This is a genomic window from Paenibacillus sp. FSL W8-0919, assembly GCF_038003785.1.
GTDB classification, from domain to species: Bacteria; Bacillota; Bacilli; order Paenibacillales; family Paenibacillaceae; genus Paenibacillus_AQ; species Paenibacillus_AQ lactis.
The window spans coordinates 2,505,681-2,524,876 of the sequence record NZ_JBBOPV010000001.1 but is presented as its reverse complement, the minus strand read 5'-3'; the positions used below and the strand labels follow the sequence as shown (position 1 = coordinate 2,524,876).

The following is a 19,196-nucleotide window of genomic DNA, read 5'->3' as shown; positions in this document are numbered from 1 at the left end:
GCTGCTTGCCCATTGGTATGGCAGGGCTGTCAGCCCATTATCTTACCCTGCCAGCTCTGTCCGTTCCATGCCAGCTTCAGCCTCAGCTCCTCACCCGGCAGGATGCGCAGGCTCCAAAAAGGGGTATCCGGAACCGTAGCCGCCGCGATCTGGCGAATCACGCCGCCATGCGTGACGACCAGCAAGTCGGGAATTCTTTTGGAATCCCGGCCCCTGGCTTCACCGTTCTCGTCATTCTCAAAGCTGCGGCATAGATCTTGGTGCAATCCCGCCAAAAAATGCTGAATCCGGGACGCGAAGGCTTCCCAGCTCTCTCCGCCCGGCGGAGTAACAGCTGCAGGGTTCTCAATCCAGCGGCGATATAACGGGTTATTCTTCAAATCCTCGTAGGTTTTCCCCTCCCACTCCCCGAAATGAAGCTCGCGCAGCCTGCGGTCATACACCGCTCCCGGAATTGGCAAAACTTCCGTATTCCCGATTAGACCCGGGCTATGGACCTCGTCACCAGTCAGCAAATAGCGAAGGGTCTGCTTGCATCTGAGCAGGTCGCTGCAGTATACGCGTGCCCATTGCAGGCCTTGGAGCCGCCGCGCCAGCGGGGCCAGCTGTTCCAGCTCCGCGGAGATCACGCCCTGATCCTCATGGCCAAGGTATCGCCGCTCCTGATTCCACCGCGTAACGCCGTGCCGGACCAGGTGCAGGACAACCTGCAGCGGACTCGTATCTTTTTCAAGTAGTTGAATATCCCTCTTATCCTCCGTATGGTATGCAAAGTGTGCAGGATGTGCATTTTTCACGTCCTTTGCATCCTTTGCGTCCTTTGCGTCTTTTGCGTCTTTTGCGTCTTTTGCGTCTTTTGCATCAATCGCGTCTATCGCCTCATTCACGTCGTTCGCTTCGTTCAAGGCTTTTGCCTGATCCCCATCGATCGCTTCCAATGCGGCGTTTGCGTCAATTGCCTTATTGCTTTGTATCGCATCCAGTCCTACGTCCTCATCGTTTGCATTCACGATATCCTTCGGCTCCCTCATACCCATGCTCCCCCGCCTGCGGCGATAACGATCGCCAATACGGCGGTGCCGATCACGGTAAAAATCACCGAAGCCGCGAGGAGCAGCCGGGTCGTGATGCGGATGTCCTCCGCATTCAGCGCCCGCTCCGGATCTCCCATATATGCCCGGAACGAAACGATCCCTTGATAAGAATTTTCCCCGCCAAGGCGAATGCCGAGCGCACCGGCCACCGCCGATTCCGGAAATCCGCTGTTTGGGCTCGGGTGTTTCCTCGCATCTCTTCGGACGGTAGCGATGGACTTCTGCCAAGGCAAGGAGAACATCGCGGCCGAGATCGCCACCAGCCCCGCCGTCAGCCGGGCGGGAATCCAGTTCGCGATATCATCCAGCCGGGCCGATGCCCAGCCAAGATGCTCGTATTTCTCATTCTTGTACCCCACCATCGAATCAAGCGTGTTCACCGCCCGGTAAGCCATCGCCAAGGGCGCCCCGCCGATGAGGGCATACAGCAGCGGGGAGATGACCGCATCGACGATATTTTCCGCCACCGTCTCCACCGTACCCCGTACGATTTCCGGCTCATCCAAATGGGCCGTGTCCCTTCCTACGATCATGCCCAGCGAGCGGCGGGCAGCCGGAAGGTCTCCGGCACGAAGATGGCCGTACACCTCAAGGCCGGCATCGCGCAGTCCTTTTACGGCAATGGTTGTCGCAATGAGCACCGCCTCTGCGCCTGCGGCCAGCCAAGGATGAATAGAGGCACACAGCAGCAGGAGCAGCAGCGTAATCGCATACGCCCCGCCTGCAACAATGAGCGGGAGCAGAATGCCGGCCCGCTTCAATCCTGCCGGCGATTGGGTACGGGTGCGAATCCGCTTCTCCACTGCACGGATCGCTTTACCTATGCCAATGACGGGGTGCGGAAGCCATCTGGGATCACCGATCAGCAGATCGATCACAACGGCCGCCCATAGGATCCAGACCGCTGTCATAACCGCTCTTCTCTTTCTGTTCGAACGCTTTCCGTAACGCTGTTATACACAAGGCGTCCAATCATGCCGCCGAGGTCGGTTGCGGTGCCGGCATAGCGGTGTTCCACCCCGTAGGCTTCATTCCCGCTGACGGCGAGCACGATCGCATCGGTCGTCGTCCCGGTAGCAGCAGCCCCGGTTTCGTGATCTGCAATCCCCAAATCACCGAGCGCTGCCGCTTTCGCTTCCGTAGCGGTCAGGATCGCGTTCACCATGCAGGCAGGCGTCATCCGCCCGTCGATCATCAGCATGATATTGATCGTGCCAGGCTGATAGGCGGCGAAGGTGGTCCGGCTGATGCCTGCCCGCGCGGCATTGCCTGTTCCGGCCGTCGAGCAGCACAGAATGGAAGCCTGGGAGCCGCCCTCCTCCCAGATTGACGCATATTTCAGCCGGACGGCGGTTAATAACCCGGCCGTCGCATCCTCCGGGTATCCGCAGCCGCGAATGAAGCTGTGCATGTCCTTCACGGGATCACTGCAATCGTAGCGCCGGTCCACATACCGGTTAACGATATGATTCAGTCTTGCATAGCCTCCGCCATACACCGCGCTGCCCAAGGCATCCGCCGGCTGCGGGAGCGATATGCGGATATGCGGGTGCTCCGGGTAGCCCTCGGATGAAACGATCAGGCCGGGCCATACGGCGGACGAATAACTGCATGGCTCCGTAATGTGCAAAAAAGGTACTGCCACGTCTCTCTCTCCCTGCTCTAAACATTTGAAATGGCTCCCCGGTTAAAGTCACTGCGAAGTGACGGGGAGTTTAAAGATCGTTCATACTTCTCCCTGTGTGCACGATGCATGGTAGGGCATGCTTGGAGGGCTGGTTGTCCATATTCCCCACCCGCTTGGCTCGTTCCTCGCCATCACTGCAGTATTCGAAGGAGACTGGTGAATTCGAGATACAAATCTGTTCTTCGAACCCGATTGTCCCTCAGGTAAAGCAAGCTTAGGCTTGCTGCCTCGACACTGTGGAACGTAGGGCGCCGCCATTTACGCCTCCGGCCGAGACGAGCCCTGGAGCACTTCCGCAGCGGTTTGCAGCAGCCTGCTGTTGGATTCCCCATCCTTTACAGCCAGACGGAAATGGCGTTCTCCTAGTCCGGGATACATGGCGCAGCTTCGAATCAGGACACCGCGCCTGCCCATTGCCGTTTGAAATGCCGCTGCCGTCCAACCGGTCGGCAGCTCTCCCAGCAAATAGTTGACTTCCCCTGGCGTCACGTCCACACCGAGCGCCTGCAGCCCGTCGGTCAGCCTCAAACGCTCGCCATGAATCAGCTCCAGGGTTCGCCGCTCATACTCGCTGCCGCTTCTTAGACAGGCTTCCCCTGCCAACAGGGCCAGTCCGTTGACGCTCCATGTCACTTGCATGGCTGACATGGACTGGATGACGTCAGGATAGCCGACCGCATAACCGAGGCGCAGTCCCGGTATCGCATAGAACTTGGTCATCGATCTTATAATGACGGTCCTTGAATAAGAGGACAGCTCCGGCAGCAGCGTCTGCCTCTCTCCATGCGGAATGAAATCCATGAACGCTTCATCCAGCACGAGCCACGTACCCACCCGCTGCGCCTCCCCTGCGATTGCCCGGATGTCTTCCAAGCTGTACTGTACGCCGTTCGGGTTGTTCGGCTGACCCAGGAACACCAGGTCACAGCCGGACAACAGCTCCATGATCCGCCGGCTGGACGCGCGCCATGCCCCTTCCTTCTCGCCGCTTACGGAGCGTATATCCGCTCCGAACTTAAGAGCCAATTCGCGGTATTCCGAGAAACAGGGATCGACAACGCCGACAATCTCAGGCCTTAGTGCCAGCAAGAGCAGGGCCATGCATTCCGCGGCACCGTTTCCGACCAGGATATTTTCGGTCCCGGCTCCCACATGCTCGGCAAGCATCGCCTTGAACCGGCGATGCCCCGGGTCGGGGTAACGAATGACCGCTCCCAGACCATCCCGCAATGCTGCGATAACTTCCACCGGAGGGCCTAATGGATTAATGTTGGCACTGTAGTCGAGAATAGCCTCCGCCCTTTGTCCAAACCTTGCCGCGGCCGTCTCGATATCGCCTCCGTGACCGTATACTTCGATCCAAGACTGCTTGGTTTCCGTCATTTCTCACGCCTCCTGTACTTGCTGCTCGCAATGCCATCATTATGTGGGTACCTTCACCCAAACGTCAATACGGAATGCTTTGTCTTTCGCACTGCAATTGGTTTACAATAAGTGAATAAGAAGCAATTCCAATCTAAATACATGTAACGACGGAGGATGTTATGCTGTTTATCGATAATCAGGGAATCCACGATCCCGCCATCAATCTGGCGATTGAAGAATACGCCTTGAAGCACTTGTCCATGGACGAGAGCTACCTTCTCTTTTACATTAATAAGCCTTCCATCATTATCGGGAAGCATCAGAATACGATTGAGGAAATCAATCAGGAGTACGTCCGCAACAACAACATCCAGGTCGTTCGCCGGCTGTCCGGCGGAGGCGCGGTGTATCATGACCTCGGCAACCTCAATTTCAGCTTTATTACGAAGGATGACGGTCAATCCTTCCACAATTTCCTGAAGTTCACGCAGCCTGTCATCGACTTTTTGCGAAAAATGGGCGTGCCTGCAGAATTAAGCGGCCGCAATGACCTTCAGGTCGGCGAGAAGAAAATATCGGGCAATGCCCAATTCTCCACCCGCGGGCGCATGTTCAGCCACGGAACGCTCATGTTCGATTTGAACCTGGATGATGTACAGGCCTCCTTGAACGCTAATCCGGAAAAATTCAAATCCAAGAGCACGAAATCGGTGCGCAGCCGCGTAGCCAACATCAAAGAGCTGCTCGGCACCGACATGACGATCGAGGAGTTCCGCGCAGAGCTGCTGCGTTCCATTTTTGGCATGGAGCCGGACCAGGTGCCGCAGTATGTGCTGCAGGACAAGGATTGGGAGATCATCAACCAAATCTCCAAAGAGCGTTATCAGAATTGGGATTGGAACTACGGCCTGTCGCCGGAGAGCAACGTGAAGCATGCCAAGAAATTTCCGGTCGGCATTATCGATATCCGGATGGATATTCGTGAGGGGCATATCGGAGAAATTAAAATTTACGGGGATTTCTTCGGTGTAGGCGATGTCGCCGATATCGAAAACCTCCTCCGCGGCAAAAAATACGAGGAGCAAACCGTTCGCGCCGCCTTGTCCGGCGTTGACGTCAAGCACTATTTCGGCAACCTCGAAATGGACGATCTGGTAGGACTCATCTTCCTCGAGGAATAGCATCCTCCCCAAGCGGCACAAACAGACCCGCCCTTCAGCGAAAGCGCAATCGCTCGCTGCTGTGGGCGGGTCTTCTCTTTGTCCGTTTTATCCGCATACATCTAACGGACCGAGGTTGTTCCTTAAGGCTTCCTCCGAACGGGATTAGCCCGATGCCATGAACACGTACCACAACAGCACCAGCGTCAGCAGAATGCAAATATTCTCCACCGTGCGGCCCCAGCGGCTCCCCGTGCTCATGATCTTCAGCTTGATTCGCCATTTCAGCGGCGGCAGCGGCCGAATGCCTCGATTCGTCAAGGCATCGGAGAGCAAATGGATGGAATACGACAAGCCCCCGGCAAACCACAGGCTTTCCGCTCCCTCCTTGCCCTGTGAGGCAAAATACAGGAGCGCGCACCAGCCGCAAGCGGCGTAAATCGTGTGCGTGAACCCGCGATGGGTGACAAGCGAGGCCACGATCAGTACGCTGCCTGCAATCAGGTTCCATTGACTGAAGCCTTGTCCGAAGGCGATAAGGCCAAGCCCGATCAGAAACATGACGACATGCCGAAGCGTCCTGCTTGGCAGAAAGGATACAACCCCGATTAGTCCGGCCAAGGCGAAATTCCAGGGCGCATAGTCGCGGCCATAGAACAATACGAATAGAGCCGCCCCGATCATGGCCAGCTGCAGCAGGCGCAGTATTTCGGCAGGAATGGCCTTGCGAACCAGCAGGGAATTCGGCTCGTCAATATCGGGAAGCAGCGAGCTGACTAAGGCCACCGCGGCGGCGGGCAGCGTCACCTGAACCCCGCTCATGCCCATAACCGATAACGTGACCCCTGTGCTGATAATTAAATGTGCTCTTCCCATCATGATGCAATTCTTCCTTTCTCAGCTCTTCCATGTGTCTTGGAGTCCTATAATAGCGCTGTATACCCGCTTCACAATCACCCGAAAGCGAATATACGTTCGGTTTAATAGTATAGCAAAATCATCCTCTTTTTGTCCAGACCTTCCATCTGAGGACCCCTTGAAACGGTTGTCCGATTCTTCATTTTGGGATACAATTTGATCACTTGCCTGCACTGCGATGCCAGACCCAGCCAAGAAATGACGTCTGATCCCGAGCACTTGGGGTGCAGCAGCTTTAACGACTAGCCCGCTCCGGTCGCATCCGGGCTTTTCATTATGCTAGATAACATTTACATACGAATTTGAAAGGATGACACCATCGTGAACCGATCTCGCGCTGCCGATCTCAGCCTCCTTCTGGTCGCCATGATGTGGGGATGTACGTTTCTCATCGTTCAGCATGCGGTACGCGTGCTTCCGCCCATGGCTTTCAACAGCGTCCGTTTTCTCGGCGCCGCCTTGCTGCTGGCCATCATCATTACCGTTTTCTATCGGAGCCAATGGAAGGAAATGAACCTTAAAATGCTCCTGCACTCGTGCGTGCTGGGCCTTTTTTTATTCATAGGCTATGCCTTTCAAACCGCGGGATTGCTGTACACAACGACCTCGAACGCGGGGTTCATCACCGGACTATCCGTTGTGCTGGTGCCCTTCCTGTCCTTTGCTCTGCTTCAGCATTCGATTTCCAAGTATACCTGGTTCAGCGCGCTGCTTGCAGCGGCAGGGCTGTACTTGTTGACCTTCTCCGGATCGGGCATGAGCCTGAACCGCGGTGACCTCCTCATCTTTGTATCCGCAATCGGTTTTGCGCTGCATATCGGTTATACGGGGATCTATGCCGGACGCTACCCTGCCCTGCCGCTCGCGGCGCTGCAAATGGCGGTCGTCGGACTGCTTAGCCTCGCCGCTTCTGCCTTGACGGAGCCTGTTTCGGATCCCGCTGCCCTCTTTGAGCAGCTGACCCGGCCCCATGTGCTGTGGGCACTTGCCGTATCGATCGGGCCCACAAGCGCTTTTGCCTTCTGGATCCAGACGGTATGCCAGAAGTATACGACGCCGTCCAGGGTCGCGATCATTTTCGCGACAGAGCCTGTTTTTGCCGCGCTGACCGGAATTTTGTTCGCGGGCGAGCGGCTTACATTCATCGGCGGTATCGGCTGTGTATGCATTTTGGCCGGGATGGTGGTTGCGGAATTGAAATCCGTGCCGCCAAAGGTACAATCGGAGGCCGTTTAGAGGTACAATAGAAGGCAGATACAGATAGAGACCAGAGACGACCAAAGGAGAGAAGACCATGACAACCTACAAACTGATGGCCATCGATATCGACGACACGCTGATCAATGATGACAAGGAGGTTACGCCCGGGGTCCAGGAAGCACTGGAAGAGGCCGTTTCGAAGGGCGTCGTTGTCACGCTCGCTACGGGGCGTGCCTATGCATCAGCCCAAGCGATAGCCAGACAAACCGGACTTAACGTTCCGATCATTACCTATCAAGGTGCCCTCATCAAAAACCTGCTGGACGAAAAGGTGCTGTACGAGCGCTATTTCCCGATCGATGCCGCCGTTAAGCTCTATGAATACTGCGTGGAGCACAATCTTCATCTGCAGACCTATATCGACGACAAGCTCTATGCCCGTGAGGAAAACCAAAAGCTGATCGACTACTGCGCACTGAACCGGACCCCTTATTATATAGAGCCGGACTTTATGAAGATGGTGAAGCAGCCAACCCCGAAAATGCTTATTATCGATGATCCGGACGTGTTGGACGAGCTCATTCCTATCTTCCGCGAGCTGCTGGGCGAAGACGTGCATATTACGAAATCGAAGCCGCATTTTCTGGAGTTCATGCATAAAGAGGGGACGAAAGGCCATGCGCTTACGTTCCTGGCCAATCATTTCGGCTGCGATCTGAAAGAAACCATCGCGATCGGGGACTCCTGGAATGACCATGAAATGCTCGAAGCGGCAGGACTTGGCGTTGCGATGGGCAATGCCATTGAGCCGCTGAAAGCAATCGCCGATTTTGTGACGAAGAGCAATAACGAGGACGGCGTCAAGCACGTCATTGATACCTTTATCCTCAACCCGAGCTAATGTATATAATGCTGCAACAAGCCTCCGTCTCTGACGGGGGCTTGTTCTATGTTCACGAACCTGTATCAAGCGAATTCCTCTACCCCTCCGACTTCAGCTAACGGTCCCGCTCCGGATCAAATGTATGAATCGGCTTGTGCTCCGCGGACTCGTCCGCCCCCATGAGCCCCACCTCAATGCACAGCTCCATCAATTTCTGAATCCCGATATACTGCCGACGATTCCGCTGATGAATGCCGGCCAGCGCTTGCTTCAGCAGCTTTCTGGCATGGTCGATGCTCTGGTTCTCCACCACCTGGACAATCTCTTTGATTTTATCGAGAAAAAATACGGTCGTTCGCAGCGATCGGATCAGCAGAACTTGACGAACATGCTTCGGCGTATACAGCCGGTATCCGTTCTCGGGATTCCGATCGTGTGTCAGCACCCCCTCCTTCTCCCAATGACGGATGGCTGAGGGTTCCACATGCGTTGCTTCGGCCACCTCACCGATGGTCATGACCGGCTTCAGCTTCTTCTGATTCTCAATGGGCAGCTCCGGATTTTCCAGCATGGCCAGCGTTTCGTCGGCGGTTTTCTTCTCCTGCATAAGCTTGACTTGCTCCGCATTCACGAGCCATAACGCTGCGTCCAGCTGTTCATTTTGTACATGACGAAGCACCTCGTAGGTAACTGCGTATCCGAATCCGGGAAACATGGCCCGAAGGCAGCGGAAATAAGCGAGATGCACTTGCGTATATAAACGGTACCCGTTCGCGCTCCGTTCCGGTGCAGGCACGACGCCCCAGGATTCATAATGTCTTAACGCGCTTGTGCTGATCCCGAGTTCATCGGCAATTTCCTTCGGCTTGTAAAAAGGCATGCGGCTTCCCTCCCTCTTCCGAGTGAGAACCTACTGTACCAGAAACACGAGGCTCTTGCAAACCTTAAAATTCAACCTTAAAGCTTCTTGATAAGGTTCCAAAATATAAAAGCACGGAATCGAAAGGGGTACAAGCTACCCATCTTCTCACTTGCATCAATGTTGTATAGTGGTTGGTATACCGTGTATCGATTCGTTCCCTCCGCTGCTTCGATGCCCGATCCTGTCCCGCTCCCTTCGAATCACCTAAACAAGAAATAGCCGCGCACGGACAACATCCGGGCACGGCCATCTGGTTTCGATCCGTATAGGGGTGAAGCCCAACGGATTTGCTGCGCTCCTACCCTTTACTTGTGCAAGCCCACCGTCATGCCCGCCTTCGCCACGCGAACCCCTTCGGGCAGCGGGAGGGCCTTCCGGAGGTCCACGTCATGGGACATATGGGTATAGATCGTCTGGTGCGGCTTTACCTCGGACAGCAGCTCCGCGGCTTCCCTCATGTCATAGACGGAGCGCGTCTCAAAAGGTGCCGTTTCATGCACGAAGCTGGTCCCCAGCACAAGCAGATCGAGGCCGTGCAGGGGTTCCTTTTCCCCGGCGCTCAGGTTAATGGAATCGGAGTTGTATACCCAATGATAATCGCCCTTGCGGAATCGGTACGCGTAACTGAAGCCGTTCTTGCCATGGTTTACTTTCCAGCAGGTTATGGCCCAGCCGCATAGCGTCACTCCATCATCCACAGCGGTCATCTCCATCTGCCGCGGCAGCCACGGGTATTGCCGGACAATCTGCTCCACCACCTCGGCCGGCGCGTATAGCCGCCCTTTCTCCCCAAGCCACCGGCACGCATCGCTCCATTCCGGAAGTCCGCCGATATGGTCGAAATGGGCATGGGTAATCAGCATGTCCCTCACCTTTCGCTTGCCGAGGCGCTCCATCATGAAGCGCCAATCCGGTCCGCAATCGATGATGAATTCCTCTCCGCCGCCCTCCACCAGCACCGAGGAACGAAGCCGGCGATTCATCCCCGTCTCTCGTGCCTCCCTACAGACCTGGCAATCACAATACACCCGAGGGACTCCCATCGCATCCCCCGTGCCTAAAAAAGTAAGCCGATCCTCCATCTGCATCTCCTCCGTTCTAACCGCATCTATCTAACTAGGAGTTCCTGGTTTCTTGGTGAACGCTTGTCCCGCGGATCTCGTTCCCGGGTACGGATCGCGTCGCTCCAAACCTCCCTTGCCCAAAAGCAAGCGAAAGCAGCCCTTCAAATGAACAAAAAACCGCCCCGGCCCATGCCAAGCGGTCTCCTGTCTTTTATTCTTATCAAGCCTTAGCAATCCATTTAGCAACCTTATGATCTAAGCAAATGAGGGCTTATTATCATCAACGGCTCCGCTGATAACCTTGACATATTTCTTATCTACACCTTCAACCGAAGGGCCGACATACACGCTATTCTTGCTCTGGCGCCTTACCTTTCGATTACGCGATTTCAGCGTACTCAGCATCGGCACCGGTCCCCGAACCACCCAGCTCCCATTGGCGGACTCTTGCGGCTGACTTGATGAAGTTGTTTTTTTCCTCTCATTCCTGCTCATGGCGAATCCCCTCCAACTAAATGCCTGATGGTACGAAGCAGCTCACGGTTCTGTTCCACAATCTCCGCGAGTTCGTCCTCCGAAAGAACGTCATGTCCTGTAAAATGCACCGACAGCACATGATTCTCCCCTAAAGGATAGCAGAACACATACACCTGCGCAACTTCCTCTTCGTGATAAAATGCCCATTTTCCACTATTATAGACATCCATCACATAAATCGACTGGTTGCTCGGGGAACGATTCTCGCCAAACGGGAAAAATCTCCCTCTTCCTACATTACCCCCAATATGCCCGATTCCCTCATCTCCTTTTCGGGCCCAGAAGGCTGCCCCCGTTACCCGGTAATCGCCTTTGCCGGGCGGCAGCAGGGAATTGCGTACGGCTTCACTCAGCGCATGATACTTCTCGGCTTCATCCGTTACATGCACATTCCGGTTATATTCCCAGAAAAAATGCAGCACGCTCTGCTTGCGCCTAAGCTCCAATTCCTTCTGCTCAATCACGTCGTTCGGGCTGATATAAGCTCCTTCCGCTTCGATTGCATGCATAATATGCCCGCATGCGACATCCACCGCCGATTTATAATCGTTGTCGCTTCGCAGCTCGTATTCCAGCAGCGTAATGCCCTGCAGATCGGAGAGCAGATGATATTCCTTAACCGTCACGTCCTGCACGGACTCCTCATCCGGCTCCACGTGATCGGGAATGATGCAGAACACCCTTCGCCTTCCGAGCCTTCCCCAGAACAGGCCCATTTCAAACAGTGTATTGTCGCGGGTTACAAAGACATGCTTGCCTCGAATCAACGCCACATCGTCTGGAGCAAATACGAACACACCAAAGTCACTGGACGCAAGCTGCTTCTCCAAAGCCTCCATCGTATACATGTTCGCCCCGAACGTACCGCCATACCAGGGTGTCACCTGTGCCGTCCGTTTGAGCTGTTCGTGGATCGCTCGGGCATACTTGATGGACTCTCTGGAGGAGCCGATGAATAATTTCGGTTTCGGCATGGACATAGGCAATCCGAGTCTCCCTTTGTTATACATTTTAGTCTTATTCGATCATTATAACAAAGTTGCCTATTTTTGGGTAAAAATAATGGGAGGGTCTGAATCGTTATTGTATATTATGCCCGGGGATCAAATACAGACCCAATGAATACCCATGAACCCGTGTCCCGATCTTCGATCGCAAAGAAAAACGGGCGGTTGACGTCCATCTCGATTGGCTCGGAAGGAGGCTCCGCGCTCGCTACAACCCCAACCGAGGTAACGGCAGCGGCTTTCGTCCCGGTTTCGCTGACGTCAACGACCGCTTTATGCTTCACTTCGTCGATGTAGAAGCCGTCTCCTCCTTCGGCCATGGCGGTAAAATCCGCTTCAAGCGGATCGAATGCCTTGACCATGCCGAGCCCTTGCAGCGTTTTCGGCAGCTCAAAGGACTGTTCCGCCTTAAATCGCGGCAGGCTCAGCTTAACCGTTTCGTAGGAGAAGCCTTCCTCCCAGGCTGACGCATCCTCCCACAGCTCCTGATGCAGTGTGGCAAGCGAAGAGGACGCCTTCGGCAGGATGACCAGCATATGCATCTGCCCTTCAGCATACGGGATGCGAATGGCCTGCCAATCCTCCCCTTCCTTATATTCGTATTTACCTTCCCGCTTCATCATCGGAATTTGCTTACTGTTGCCGTTGGCCAAGGTAAACGACTCGTCCACGGTATTCGCCGGATCGAATTCATCCTTCCAGCCCCCGTTGAAATAGATCGCATTGATCAATACAGCAACGCCGCCTGGAGGCTCGCTAAAGATGGAGGGGATCATCCCTTCCGTCTTCTTGTTCACCCAGTCGTTGATCTGGTTCATAGCCTTGTCTTCCCCTAAATGGGTCCCTTTGGCCACTGCCCCATAGCTGTCTTGAAGCGTGTTCAGATAGTCCTTCTTCATAGCCACTCCCTGCTGATACCAGACGGAATTGGCCACATTCAGGACTACGCCGTTTCCGCGCTCCAGAAGCGTTGATAGCTGGTGGTTCCCTTCATTGACGTCTGCCAGGGGCTGGTCCATCCAGCCGAGCATGGCGGACATCTCGGCCGCCGTATCCCCTGCAGCGCCGTTGTATGCCAGCGCAAGCGCTTGGGTAATGCTGTAAGGTGATAGAATCAAGTTCTCTTGTTCCAGCTCCGTTGCGAGCGATTGATGCAGCCGCAGCGCAAAATCACGCCCGGCTTGCGTCATGCCTTGATCGACCTTGGCCAATACGTTTTTACGTTCCGTTTCCGACAACACCTTGATTTTTTTCTGCTGCTCCTCCTTTTTCCCGCCAGCGGTTTGAATCTTGTCCCCCTGACCGCAGGCAGTGAGCCATATGAGCAAGCAAGCACAGGCAATAACCGTCCATTTCCGCATGGTAAACGCCCCTTTTTATGGATAGTTCGCTACTAACCTATAGAGACGCTTTAATGTATCCTAATGTTGCATACAATGGCGCCATTATCCATTTGCATTGGTAATTCCCCCCAGGCGGAGGTACAATGGATGTGCAATCAAGCACCGGTTTGCGGTCTTTTCAAAAAAGCGGAGGAATGATCTACATATGCAAAATATCGTGATTCAAGGCAAGCTAGTAACGCTTCGAACCCGTCGTCCGGAGGATACGCCTGTTCTCTACGAGCTTATATACGGTACCGACAACCCGATGTGGAAACAATACGACGCCCCCTACTTTCCCTTAAAGCATGTCTCCTATGAGGTATTTGAAACACAGTGGAGCTCCGATTTCGAATCCGGTCGTTTTCCCAGTGATCTGCTCATTGAAGTCCAAGGTCAAACGATTGGGCTCGTGACCTTCTACTGGGAGCATGAGCCCTCGAAGTGGCTGGAAGCGGGCATTACCATTTATGACCCGCAGCATTGGAGCGGAGGCTATGGAACCGAGGCGCTGTCCCTGTGGGTGGATTGCCTGTTTCGTCATCTCGATATCGCCCGGGTCGGCATTACGACCTGGTCCGGAAATCCACGGATGATGCGCTGTGCAGAGAAGATCGGGATGCGCCTGGAAGGACGCATGAGAAAATGCAGATATTATAATGGGGTTTACTATGATTCCATTCGCATGGGCGTACTGAGGGAAGAGTGGGAGGAACGCAAAGCTTCAAGCAACCCGAGCTGCATCGGCCACTCTGTCAAATAACATGCTGCGTGCATTCAAAGCGCGGACACACCGAAAACGAGCCGGTCGGGGATCTCCCCCGCCGGCTCGTTCCGTATGCGGCATCCTGGTTATAAGAGGTTACAAGCCGGCCAGCACCTGATACCAGACGCCGCGCTTGGAATACAGCGTCTCGCGGACGGTATCCCAGCCCCCCAAATATTCGATATCGAACAGCCCCGGCGGGTTCGGGAAGCGGTCCTTCGTCTCGGCGTAAACCGTTTCCTCTACCGGGCGGAAGCCATGCTTGACAAAGATGCGCTGCGCATCCGGTGAATACAAGTATTGAACGAAGGCTTCAGCCACATCGGATGTCCCGTGCTCCTCGGCATACTTCTCGACCACAACGGCTGGATTCTCGATCAGCATCGTGTGTTCCGGCACCACGATATCATAAGGCACCCCTTGCGCGATGCGTGCCAACAGTTCGTTCTCATACGTGACAATGACATCGCCGACCCCGTACTCAAAGGCAGCCATGGACGCCCTGCCGCTCTTGTCGAGCGACTCCACGTTCCGATGCACCGCTTCAAGAAACGCCTTCGCTGCCGCAGGATCCCGTTGTCCCTTCGCTTCCGACTGCTTCAGCCCTGCGCCGTAAATGGCGTTGATATCCCACTGGGCGCCTCCCGACGTCTTCGGGTTCGGATACAGAACTTTCACGCCCGGTTTCGTGAGGTCGTCAAAATCCCGAATCCCTTTCGGGTTTCCTTCCCTTGTGCCCAGCACGACGATCGAGCGCGTCACCATGCCGCCATAAGCTTGATTCTTCCACTCCTTCGACACCAGGCCCGACCTGACCAGCTTGTCGACGTCCCCCTCCATGGCGAGCAGTGTCACATCCGCTTCGAAACCGCCTGTAATCGCGCGTGCCTGGGTTCCGGATGCCTCGTACGATTCCTGAAAACGGATCGTCTCACCCGTCTGCTCCTTCCACTTCTCCTGGAAGGCCGGAATAATCTCGTGCATGGCGTCCCGGGCGACACTGTATGCGCCAAGGACAAGCGTCCTTTCGCCAGGCCGGACGGTTACCTCTTGGGATGGCTCCTTCTCAGCGCATCCGGCGATCAGGAAGCCGAAGAGAAGCGCCATGCCGATCAGCAGGAATGAGACAGGGTGATTTCTCAAGATTCGCATGATACCACTTCCCTCCGTATAGTTAGAACGGTCAGATCATGATCGGCATCGGATCGACCTTTAGTCGATTCTCTTCAATCCAGCTGTGCTCCTCATTGAACAGATAAGCCCGATGTACGAGCACCCGGACTTGCTGCCCCGGATGCAGCGTCTCCTTCTCCAAGGAACGATACGTGATTAATTTATGGCCCTTAACCTCGACCTCAACGAGCCATTCGCTTCCGCGGAAATGCAGATGGCGAACGATCCCGGTCTCCGTTGCGGACAGCACCGGGAAATCATGCTCGCTGCCGAGCTCGATATATTCCGGCCGAATGAGCGCGCGCGTAGCGTGCTTGTTCACGGCCGCTTCGAAGCCCTTCAGCTCGCCGGCACTGGCAATGACGGTGGACTCGCCGATAAAGGACGCAACAAACGGCGTCTTCGGCTCCTTATAAATATCCCAAGGCGTTCCCTTCTGCTCGACCCGCCCCTGATTAATGATCATGATTTCATCCGCAACCTCGATGGCCTCATCCTGGTCATGGGTAACGAAAATGGACGTAATGCCCACCCGCTCGATTAGCTCCCGCAGCCAGGAGCGGAGCTCCTGGCGAATCTTCGCATCGATCGCCGCGAACGGCTCATCCAGGAGCAGCAGCTGCGGCTCCGGAGCTAGTGCCCTTGCGAAGGCGACGCGCTGGCGCTGGCCGCCTGACAATTGATGCGGGTATCTGTGCTCGAATCCTTTGAGCCCGGTGAGCTCCACCAGTTCCGTCACCTTGTCTTTGATTCTTGCTTTCGGCTCTTTCTTAATCTTCAAGCCGAATGCGATGTTGTCATATACGGTCATATGCTTGAACAATGCATAATTTTGAAAAACGAATCCAATCCCCCGCTCCTGAGGCGGCAGGTCGTTGACCACCTGGCCGTGAAAGGAAATCTGGCCCGAGTCCGGGGTCTCAAGCCCTGCCAGCATGCGCAGAATCGAGGTTTTGCCGCCGCCGCTCGGACCGAGAAGCCCGATCAGATGCCCCTTCTCGATTTCGAAGCTGACATCCTTTACCGCGTGAAACGTACCGAAATGCTTATTCAGATCGCGAACTTCAACATGCATGTCAATGCACTTCCTTTCTTTTCTTGGCCCACTCCATCATCAGCAGCAGCGCCACGGAAAAAGCCGCGAGCACGAGAGCCACTCCGTTGGCGGCAGCCACGTTAAAATTCTCGACATCCTGATAAACAAGCGTTGTCGCCGTTTGCGTCTTGTTCATGATATTGCCCGACACCACCAGCACAGCACCGAATTCGCCGAGAGAACGGGCGACCGTAAGCACGAGGCCGTATACGACAGCCCAGCGAATGGAGGGCCAGGTCACCTTGCGGAACGTGGTCCAGCTATAAGCTCCTAGCGTAGCGGCAGCCTGCTCCTGATCATGTCCGATCTCCTGCAGCACCGGCATCACCTCGCGCACCATCAGCGGGAACGTCACAAAAAGGGTGGCAATGACCATGCCCGGGAAGGCATAAACTACCTTAAAGCCGATTCCTTCAAAAAATCCGCCGATGATACTGTCGGGACCCAGCAGCAATACAATCATAAGGCCGCCGATGACCGGGGAAACGGCGTAGGGAAGATCGACGATGCTGTTCAGGATGCTTTTGATTTTATGGCTCAGCCAATTCGCCCTGACCAAATAGAGCGCCATCATAATGCCGAACAAAGCATTAAGTATAGTAACAACGATTACGATAAGTCCTGTCATCATCAAGGCATGCAGCGCCTCCGGGCGAAAGAGCCCCTCGGCAAATCCATCAAGCCCGTTCTCAAATGCCCCAATGGCGATGCGGGACAATGGAATGATGAGGAGAAATATAAATACGGCATAGGTTAATCCGATCCACAGCCTTCTCACATCCGTCTCCCCCTCTGCTGAACCGTATTGATGATCCATAAGATGAGGAACGACAGCGTAAGGAGCATAACGGATACGGCTGCGGCCCCTGCCGGGTTGTCACTCTCGATTTCTCCGAAAATGAATACGGAGGCAATCAACGTTCGTCCAGGGATATTTCCGGCTACCAATACGACTGCGCCGAACTCGGCAAGCGCTCTGGAAAATGCCAGCATCCCTCCGCTGATGATGCCGGGCAGCATAGAAGGCAGAATGACCTTGAAAAAGGTTGTTGTCTTGGATGCTCCCAGCGTATAGGCCGCCTCTTCCTCAAGCGGATCCAGCTCCTCCAGCAGCGGCTGAACCGCCCGAATGACGAACGGAAACGTGACGAACAGCATGGCAATGACGATGGCCGGCTGATGAAACACGATCTCGAAACCCAGCTTCTCCGCTGCCTCGCCGATCAGACTTCCAGGTCCCAGTAAGAGCAATATCATAAGCCCTCCGACCGCGGTAGGAAGGGCAAAGGGCAAATCCACCAGACTATTGAGCAGCGTTCTTCCCGGAAAGCGGTATTTTGTCAGCACCCAGGCGATCATCGTTCCGATAAGCACGTTGATCAAGGTAGAGATCAAGCCAAGCTTGATCGTTAGAAGCACGGCCTTCCAGGCGATCGGCTCCACGATGCTCTCGGCGAAATGGCTCCAACCGGCAGAAAAAGACTGTACATATACGCCAAAAATCGGCAGCACGATCAGGGCAAAAAAATAAAGCAGTACCGTGCTCCGAAATCCCCATGTCCATCCCTTATGGCGTATCCATGTTGTCACAATGCACCCCTCCCGCCTCCGGAACTTACTTCCGGTCGACTCGTACGCAGAATTCATCTTTATATTTCCTATTTGTATACTTGGTTTTTTTGCTTAAACATACTTTACCAAATGCGGAATCCGATCGTCAATCCATCTTTTGCAGTTTATAGGGTAAAATAATAATAAATATGGAAAAAGTTGAGGAGGTTTTTATTTTGCTGTTTACAGGGGAATTACGTACACAGGGACGGGACGAGTTGAGGGATATTACCCGGGAGGTTGCTTCCTTCGTGAAGCAAAGCGGGGTTCAGCAAGGGACAGCGCTGATCTACTGCCCTCATACGACGGCAGGCATTGCCATTAATGAGAATGCCGATCCGGACGTGAGACGGGATGTGCTGATGTCGCTGGATGAGGTGTATCCGTGGGAGCACCCCAAATACCGTCATGCCGAAGGGAATACGGCTTCCCATCTGAAATCCATCACATGCGGCCCTTCCCAGACCGTCATTATTCATAACGGACATCTGCTGCTCGGACGCTGGCAGGGCATTTATTTCTGCGAATTTGACGGACCGCGGCAGCGGCAGTACCATGTGAAGATCATGGAGGGATAATTAAGCTTTCGGAGTATGCCATCAGAAAAAAGACAGGCATCATGCTAGAGCGTGATGTCTGTCTTGATGTTACATCAGGTGATTGACGTTTCAACGCAACATCGTTGTAATCCATTGAAGCATCAAGCGAAAACGGTACGGCAAAAACGGGGACTAGACCCGGCTGTACAAGCTTCGGCATAGTACCTTGATATGGGTGAGTGCGGCGGGTTTGATCTCTTCAAAACCGATCCGGTCCTGAATGTAATACGATATAAAGCCATGCAGCGACAAAAATAAAGTCAGCGGAACGGTGCGCCGCTCCTCCTCGCTATAGTTCTCCTCAAGCAAATATTGACGGACAAGCGTAGCGAACATTTCAAAACAACGCCCCTGCTCAGAGCGACAGTAGGACAGCAGCTCCTCGTCCCGGATCATGAACATGATCTCGTATTGGTACGGATTGTCCAGACCAAAACGGACGAACTCCAGCATCAGCTGCTCCAGCTTCGAAACTCCGTCACAGGGAGGCTTTCCCGACACTTCCAACAGCAAATCATTCAGATCATTGAAATCCTTCACGACAATGGCGTAGAATAGCTCCGCCTTTTCCTTAAAATGATAGTACAAGGAGCCGTGGCTATAACCCAGATGCTGCCCGATGCTGCGCATCGAAATGGCCCTGTAGCCTTTTGTTATAAACAAATGCCTGGCTGCTTCCAATATCCGCTCCCTGGACAACTCGCGTTCAACTGCTCTTCTTGCCATATTATT

20 protein-coding genes are annotated in these 19,196 nt (G+C 54.4%); 5 read left to right on the top strand and 15 right to left on the bottom strand.

Translation table 11 applies throughout. The features are described from left to right. Positions 1–29: 29 nt before the first annotated feature. The 4 genes from NST44_RS11240 to cobD all read right to left on the bottom strand — a co-directional run bounded on the left by NST44_RS11240 (position 30) and on the right by cobD (position 4,164). Positions 30–1,031 (bottom strand): histidine phosphatase family protein, encoded by a 1,002-nt coding sequence (locus NST44_RS11240; RefSeq protein WP_210094446.1) that lies wholly within the window; start codon positions 1,029–1,031, stop codon positions 30–32. Beyond that, positions 1,028–2,005, bottom strand: a complete 978-nt coding sequence (cbiB, locus tag NST44_RS11235) for an adenosylcobinamide-phosphate synthase CbiB (RefSeq protein ID WP_213613759.1) — start codon at positions 2,003–2,005, stop codon at positions 1,028–1,030. The genes NST44_RS11240 and cbiB overlap by 4 nt, the downstream gene beginning before the upstream one ends. Then, a complete protein-coding gene (locus tag NST44_RS11230) occupies positions 2,002–2,739 on the bottom strand; it encodes an adenosylcobinamide amidohydrolase (RefSeq protein ID WP_028403728.1) in 738 nt (245 codons plus the stop codon). The genes cbiB and NST44_RS11230 overlap by 4 nt, the downstream gene beginning before the upstream one ends. A 300-nt stretch (positions 2,740–3,039) precedes the next feature. After that, entirely contained in the window at positions 3,040–4,164 is a 1,125-nt protein-coding gene (gene cobD, locus NST44_RS11225; protein ID WP_213613761.1) for a threonine-phosphate decarboxylase CobD, read from the bottom strand. 161 nt (positions 4,165–4,325) lie between these two features. Between cobD and NST44_RS11220 the strand changes: the two genes are divergently transcribed. Then, positions 4,326–5,327, top strand: coding sequence for a lipoate--protein ligase (locus tag NST44_RS11220; protein ID WP_144870359.1), 1,002 nt, complete (start codon positions 4,326–4,328; stop codon positions 5,325–5,327). 144 nt (positions 5,328–5,471) lie between these two features. On the opposite strand, the gene NST44_RS11215 is transcribed toward NST44_RS11220, so the two are convergent. Next, positions 5,472–6,185, bottom strand: coding sequence for a metal-dependent hydrolase (locus NST44_RS11215; RefSeq protein ID WP_340899425.1), 714 nt, complete (start codon positions 6,183–6,185; stop codon positions 5,472–5,474). Between the two features lie 360 nt (positions 6,186–6,545). On the opposite strand from NST44_RS11215, the gene NST44_RS11210 reads away from it, so the two are divergent. After that, entirely contained in the window at positions 6,546–7,460 is a 915-nt protein-coding gene (locus NST44_RS11210) for a DMT family transporter (RefSeq protein WP_340899423.1), read from the top strand. Between the two features lie 58 nt (positions 7,461–7,518). Next, a complete protein-coding gene (locus tag NST44_RS11205) occupies positions 7,519–8,325 on the top strand; it encodes a Cof-type HAD-IIB family hydrolase (RefSeq protein ID WP_144870353.1) in 807 nt (268 codons plus the stop codon). 97 nt (positions 8,326–8,422) lie between these two features. Here the strand turns inward: NST44_RS11205 and NST44_RS11200 are convergent, their stop codons facing one another. The 5 genes from NST44_RS11200 to NST44_RS11180 form a co-directional block, all read right to left on the bottom strand. After that, positions 8,423–9,187 carry a TioE family transcriptional regulator gene (locus NST44_RS11200; protein WP_144870351.1) on the bottom strand — a complete coding sequence of 255 codons (765 nt, stop codon included), beginning with the start codon at positions 9,185–9,187 and terminating at the stop codon, positions 8,423–8,425. Positions 9,188–9,534: 347 nt separating this feature from the next. Further along, positions 9,535–10,311: an MBL fold metallo-hydrolase gene (locus tag NST44_RS11195; RefSeq protein ID WP_213613766.1), complete on the bottom strand. Its 777-nt coding sequence runs from the start codon at positions 10,309–10,311 to the stop codon at positions 9,535–9,537. A 237-nt stretch (positions 10,312–10,548) separates the two neighbouring features. Beyond that, on the bottom strand, positions 10,549–10,788 hold the full coding sequence (locus NST44_RS11190; protein ID WP_007127192.1) for a hypothetical protein: 240 nt from the start codon (positions 10,786–10,788) through the stop codon (positions 10,549–10,551). After that, on the bottom strand, positions 10,785–11,810 hold the full coding sequence (locus tag NST44_RS11185) for a TIR domain-containing protein (protein WP_028403723.1): 1,026 nt from the start codon (positions 11,808–11,810) through the stop codon (positions 10,785–10,787). Before NST44_RS11185 ends, NST44_RS11190 begins: the two co-directional genes overlap by 4 nt. Positions 11,811–11,920: 110 nt before the next feature. Then, on the bottom strand, positions 11,921–13,198 hold the full coding sequence (locus tag NST44_RS11180) for a serpin family protein (RefSeq protein ID WP_213613768.1): 1,278 nt from the start codon (positions 13,196–13,198) through the stop codon (positions 11,921–11,923). 187 nt (positions 13,199–13,385) lie between these two features. Between NST44_RS11180 and NST44_RS11175 the strand changes: the two genes are divergently transcribed. After that, on the top strand, positions 13,386–13,982 hold the full coding sequence (locus NST44_RS11175) for a GNAT family N-acetyltransferase (protein WP_007127189.1): 597 nt from the start codon (positions 13,386–13,388) through the stop codon (positions 13,980–13,982). A gap of 99 nt (positions 13,983–14,081) precedes the next feature. Here NST44_RS11175 and NST44_RS11170 read toward each other — a convergent pair whose 3' ends face one another. Genes NST44_RS11170 through cysT form a run of 4 tightly spaced genes read right to left on the bottom strand, consistent with a single transcriptional unit; the run spans position 14,082 to position 17,844 of the window. Beyond that, positions 14,082–15,137 carry a sulfate ABC transporter substrate-binding protein gene (locus tag NST44_RS11170; protein ID WP_340899415.1) on the bottom strand — a complete coding sequence of 352 codons (1,056 nt, stop codon included), beginning with the start codon at positions 15,135–15,137 and terminating at the stop codon, positions 14,082–14,084. 31 nt (positions 15,138–15,168) lie between these two features. Then, on the bottom strand, positions 15,169–16,233 hold the full coding sequence (locus NST44_RS11165; RefSeq protein ID WP_028403719.1) for a sulfate/molybdate ABC transporter ATP-binding protein: 1,065 nt from the start codon (positions 16,231–16,233) through the stop codon (positions 15,169–15,171). Between the two features lies 1 nt (position 16,234). Then, positions 16,235–17,032, bottom strand: coding sequence for a sulfate ABC transporter permease subunit (locus NST44_RS11160; RefSeq protein WP_007127186.1), 798 nt, complete (start codon positions 17,030–17,032; stop codon positions 16,235–16,237). Beyond that, positions 17,029–17,844, bottom strand: coding sequence for a sulfate ABC transporter permease subunit CysT (cysT, locus tag NST44_RS11155; RefSeq protein WP_040737777.1), 816 nt, complete (start codon positions 17,842–17,844; stop codon positions 17,029–17,031). Before cysT ends, NST44_RS11160 begins: the two co-directional genes overlap by 4 nt. A 197-nt stretch (positions 17,845–18,041) precedes the next feature. Between cysT and NST44_RS11150 the strand changes: the two genes are divergently transcribed. Then, the gene (locus tag NST44_RS11150) at positions 18,042–18,443 is read left to right on the top strand and encodes a secondary thiamine-phosphate synthase enzyme YjbQ (protein WP_028403717.1); all 402 of its coding nucleotides are present in this window, start codon (positions 18,042–18,044) and stop codon (positions 18,441–18,443) included. Between the two features lie 153 nt (positions 18,444–18,596). Here NST44_RS11150 and NST44_RS11145 read toward each other — a convergent pair whose 3' ends face one another. Next, on the bottom strand, positions 18,597–19,190 hold the full coding sequence (locus NST44_RS11145) for a TetR/AcrR family transcriptional regulator (RefSeq protein WP_007127183.1): 594 nt from the start codon (positions 19,188–19,190) through the stop codon (positions 18,597–18,599). Between the last annotated feature and the right edge of the window lie 6 nt (positions 19,191–19,196).

Bases quoted from the DNA above. Each gene is read 5' to 3' on its own strand.
- NST44_RS11240 (WP_210094446.1), bottom strand. From the start codon at position 1,031: ATGAGGGAGCCGAAGGATATCGTGAATGCAAACGATGAGGACGTAGGA.
- cbiB (WP_213613759.1), bottom strand. From the start codon at position 2,005: ATGACAGCGGTCTGGATCCTATGGGCGGCCGTTGTGATCGATCTGCTG.
- cobD (WP_213613761.1), bottom strand. From the start codon at position 4,164: ATGACGGAAACCAAGCAGTCTTGGATCGAAGTATACGGTCACGGAGGC.
- NST44_RS11220 (WP_144870359.1), top strand. From the start codon at position 4,326: ATGCTGTTTATCGATAATCAGGGAATCCACGATCCCGCCATCAATCTG.
- NST44_RS11215 (WP_340899425.1), bottom strand. From the start codon at position 6,185: ATGATGGGAAGAGCACATTTAATTATCAGCACAGGGGTCACGTTATCG.
- NST44_RS11205 (WP_144870353.1), top strand. From the start codon at position 7,519: ATGACAACCTACAAACTGATGGCCATCGATATCGACGACACGCTGATC.
- NST44_RS11200 (WP_144870351.1), bottom strand. From the start codon at position 9,187: ATGCCTTTTTACAAGCCGAAGGAAATTGCCGATGAACTCGGGATCAGC.
- NST44_RS11195 (WP_213613766.1), bottom strand. From the start codon at position 10,311: ATGGAGGATCGGCTTACTTTTTTAGGCACGGGGGATGCGATGGGAGTC.
- NST44_RS11190 (WP_007127192.1), bottom strand. From the start codon at position 10,788: ATGAGCAGGAATGAGAGGAAAAAAACAACTTCATCAAGTCAGCCGCAA.
- NST44_RS11185 (WP_028403723.1), bottom strand. From the start codon at position 11,810: ATGTCCATGCCGAAACCGAAATTATTCATCGGCTCCTCCAGAGAGTCC.
- NST44_RS11180 (WP_213613768.1), bottom strand. From the start codon at position 13,198: ATGCGGAAATGGACGGTTATTGCCTGTGCTTGCTTGCTCATATGGCTC.
- NST44_RS11175 (WP_007127189.1), top strand. From the start codon at position 13,386: ATGCAAAATATCGTGATTCAAGGCAAGCTAGTAACGCTTCGAACCCGT.
- NST44_RS11170 (WP_340899415.1), bottom strand. From the start codon at position 15,137: ATGCGAATCTTGAGAAATCACCCTGTCTCATTCCTGCTGATCGGCATG.
- NST44_RS11165 (WP_028403719.1), bottom strand. From the start codon at position 16,233: ATGCATGTTGAAGTTCGCGATCTGAATAAGCATTTCGGTACGTTTCAC.
- NST44_RS11145 (WP_007127183.1), bottom strand. From the start codon at position 19,190: ATGGCAAGAAGAGCAGTTGAACGCGAGTTGTCCAGGGAGCGGATATTG.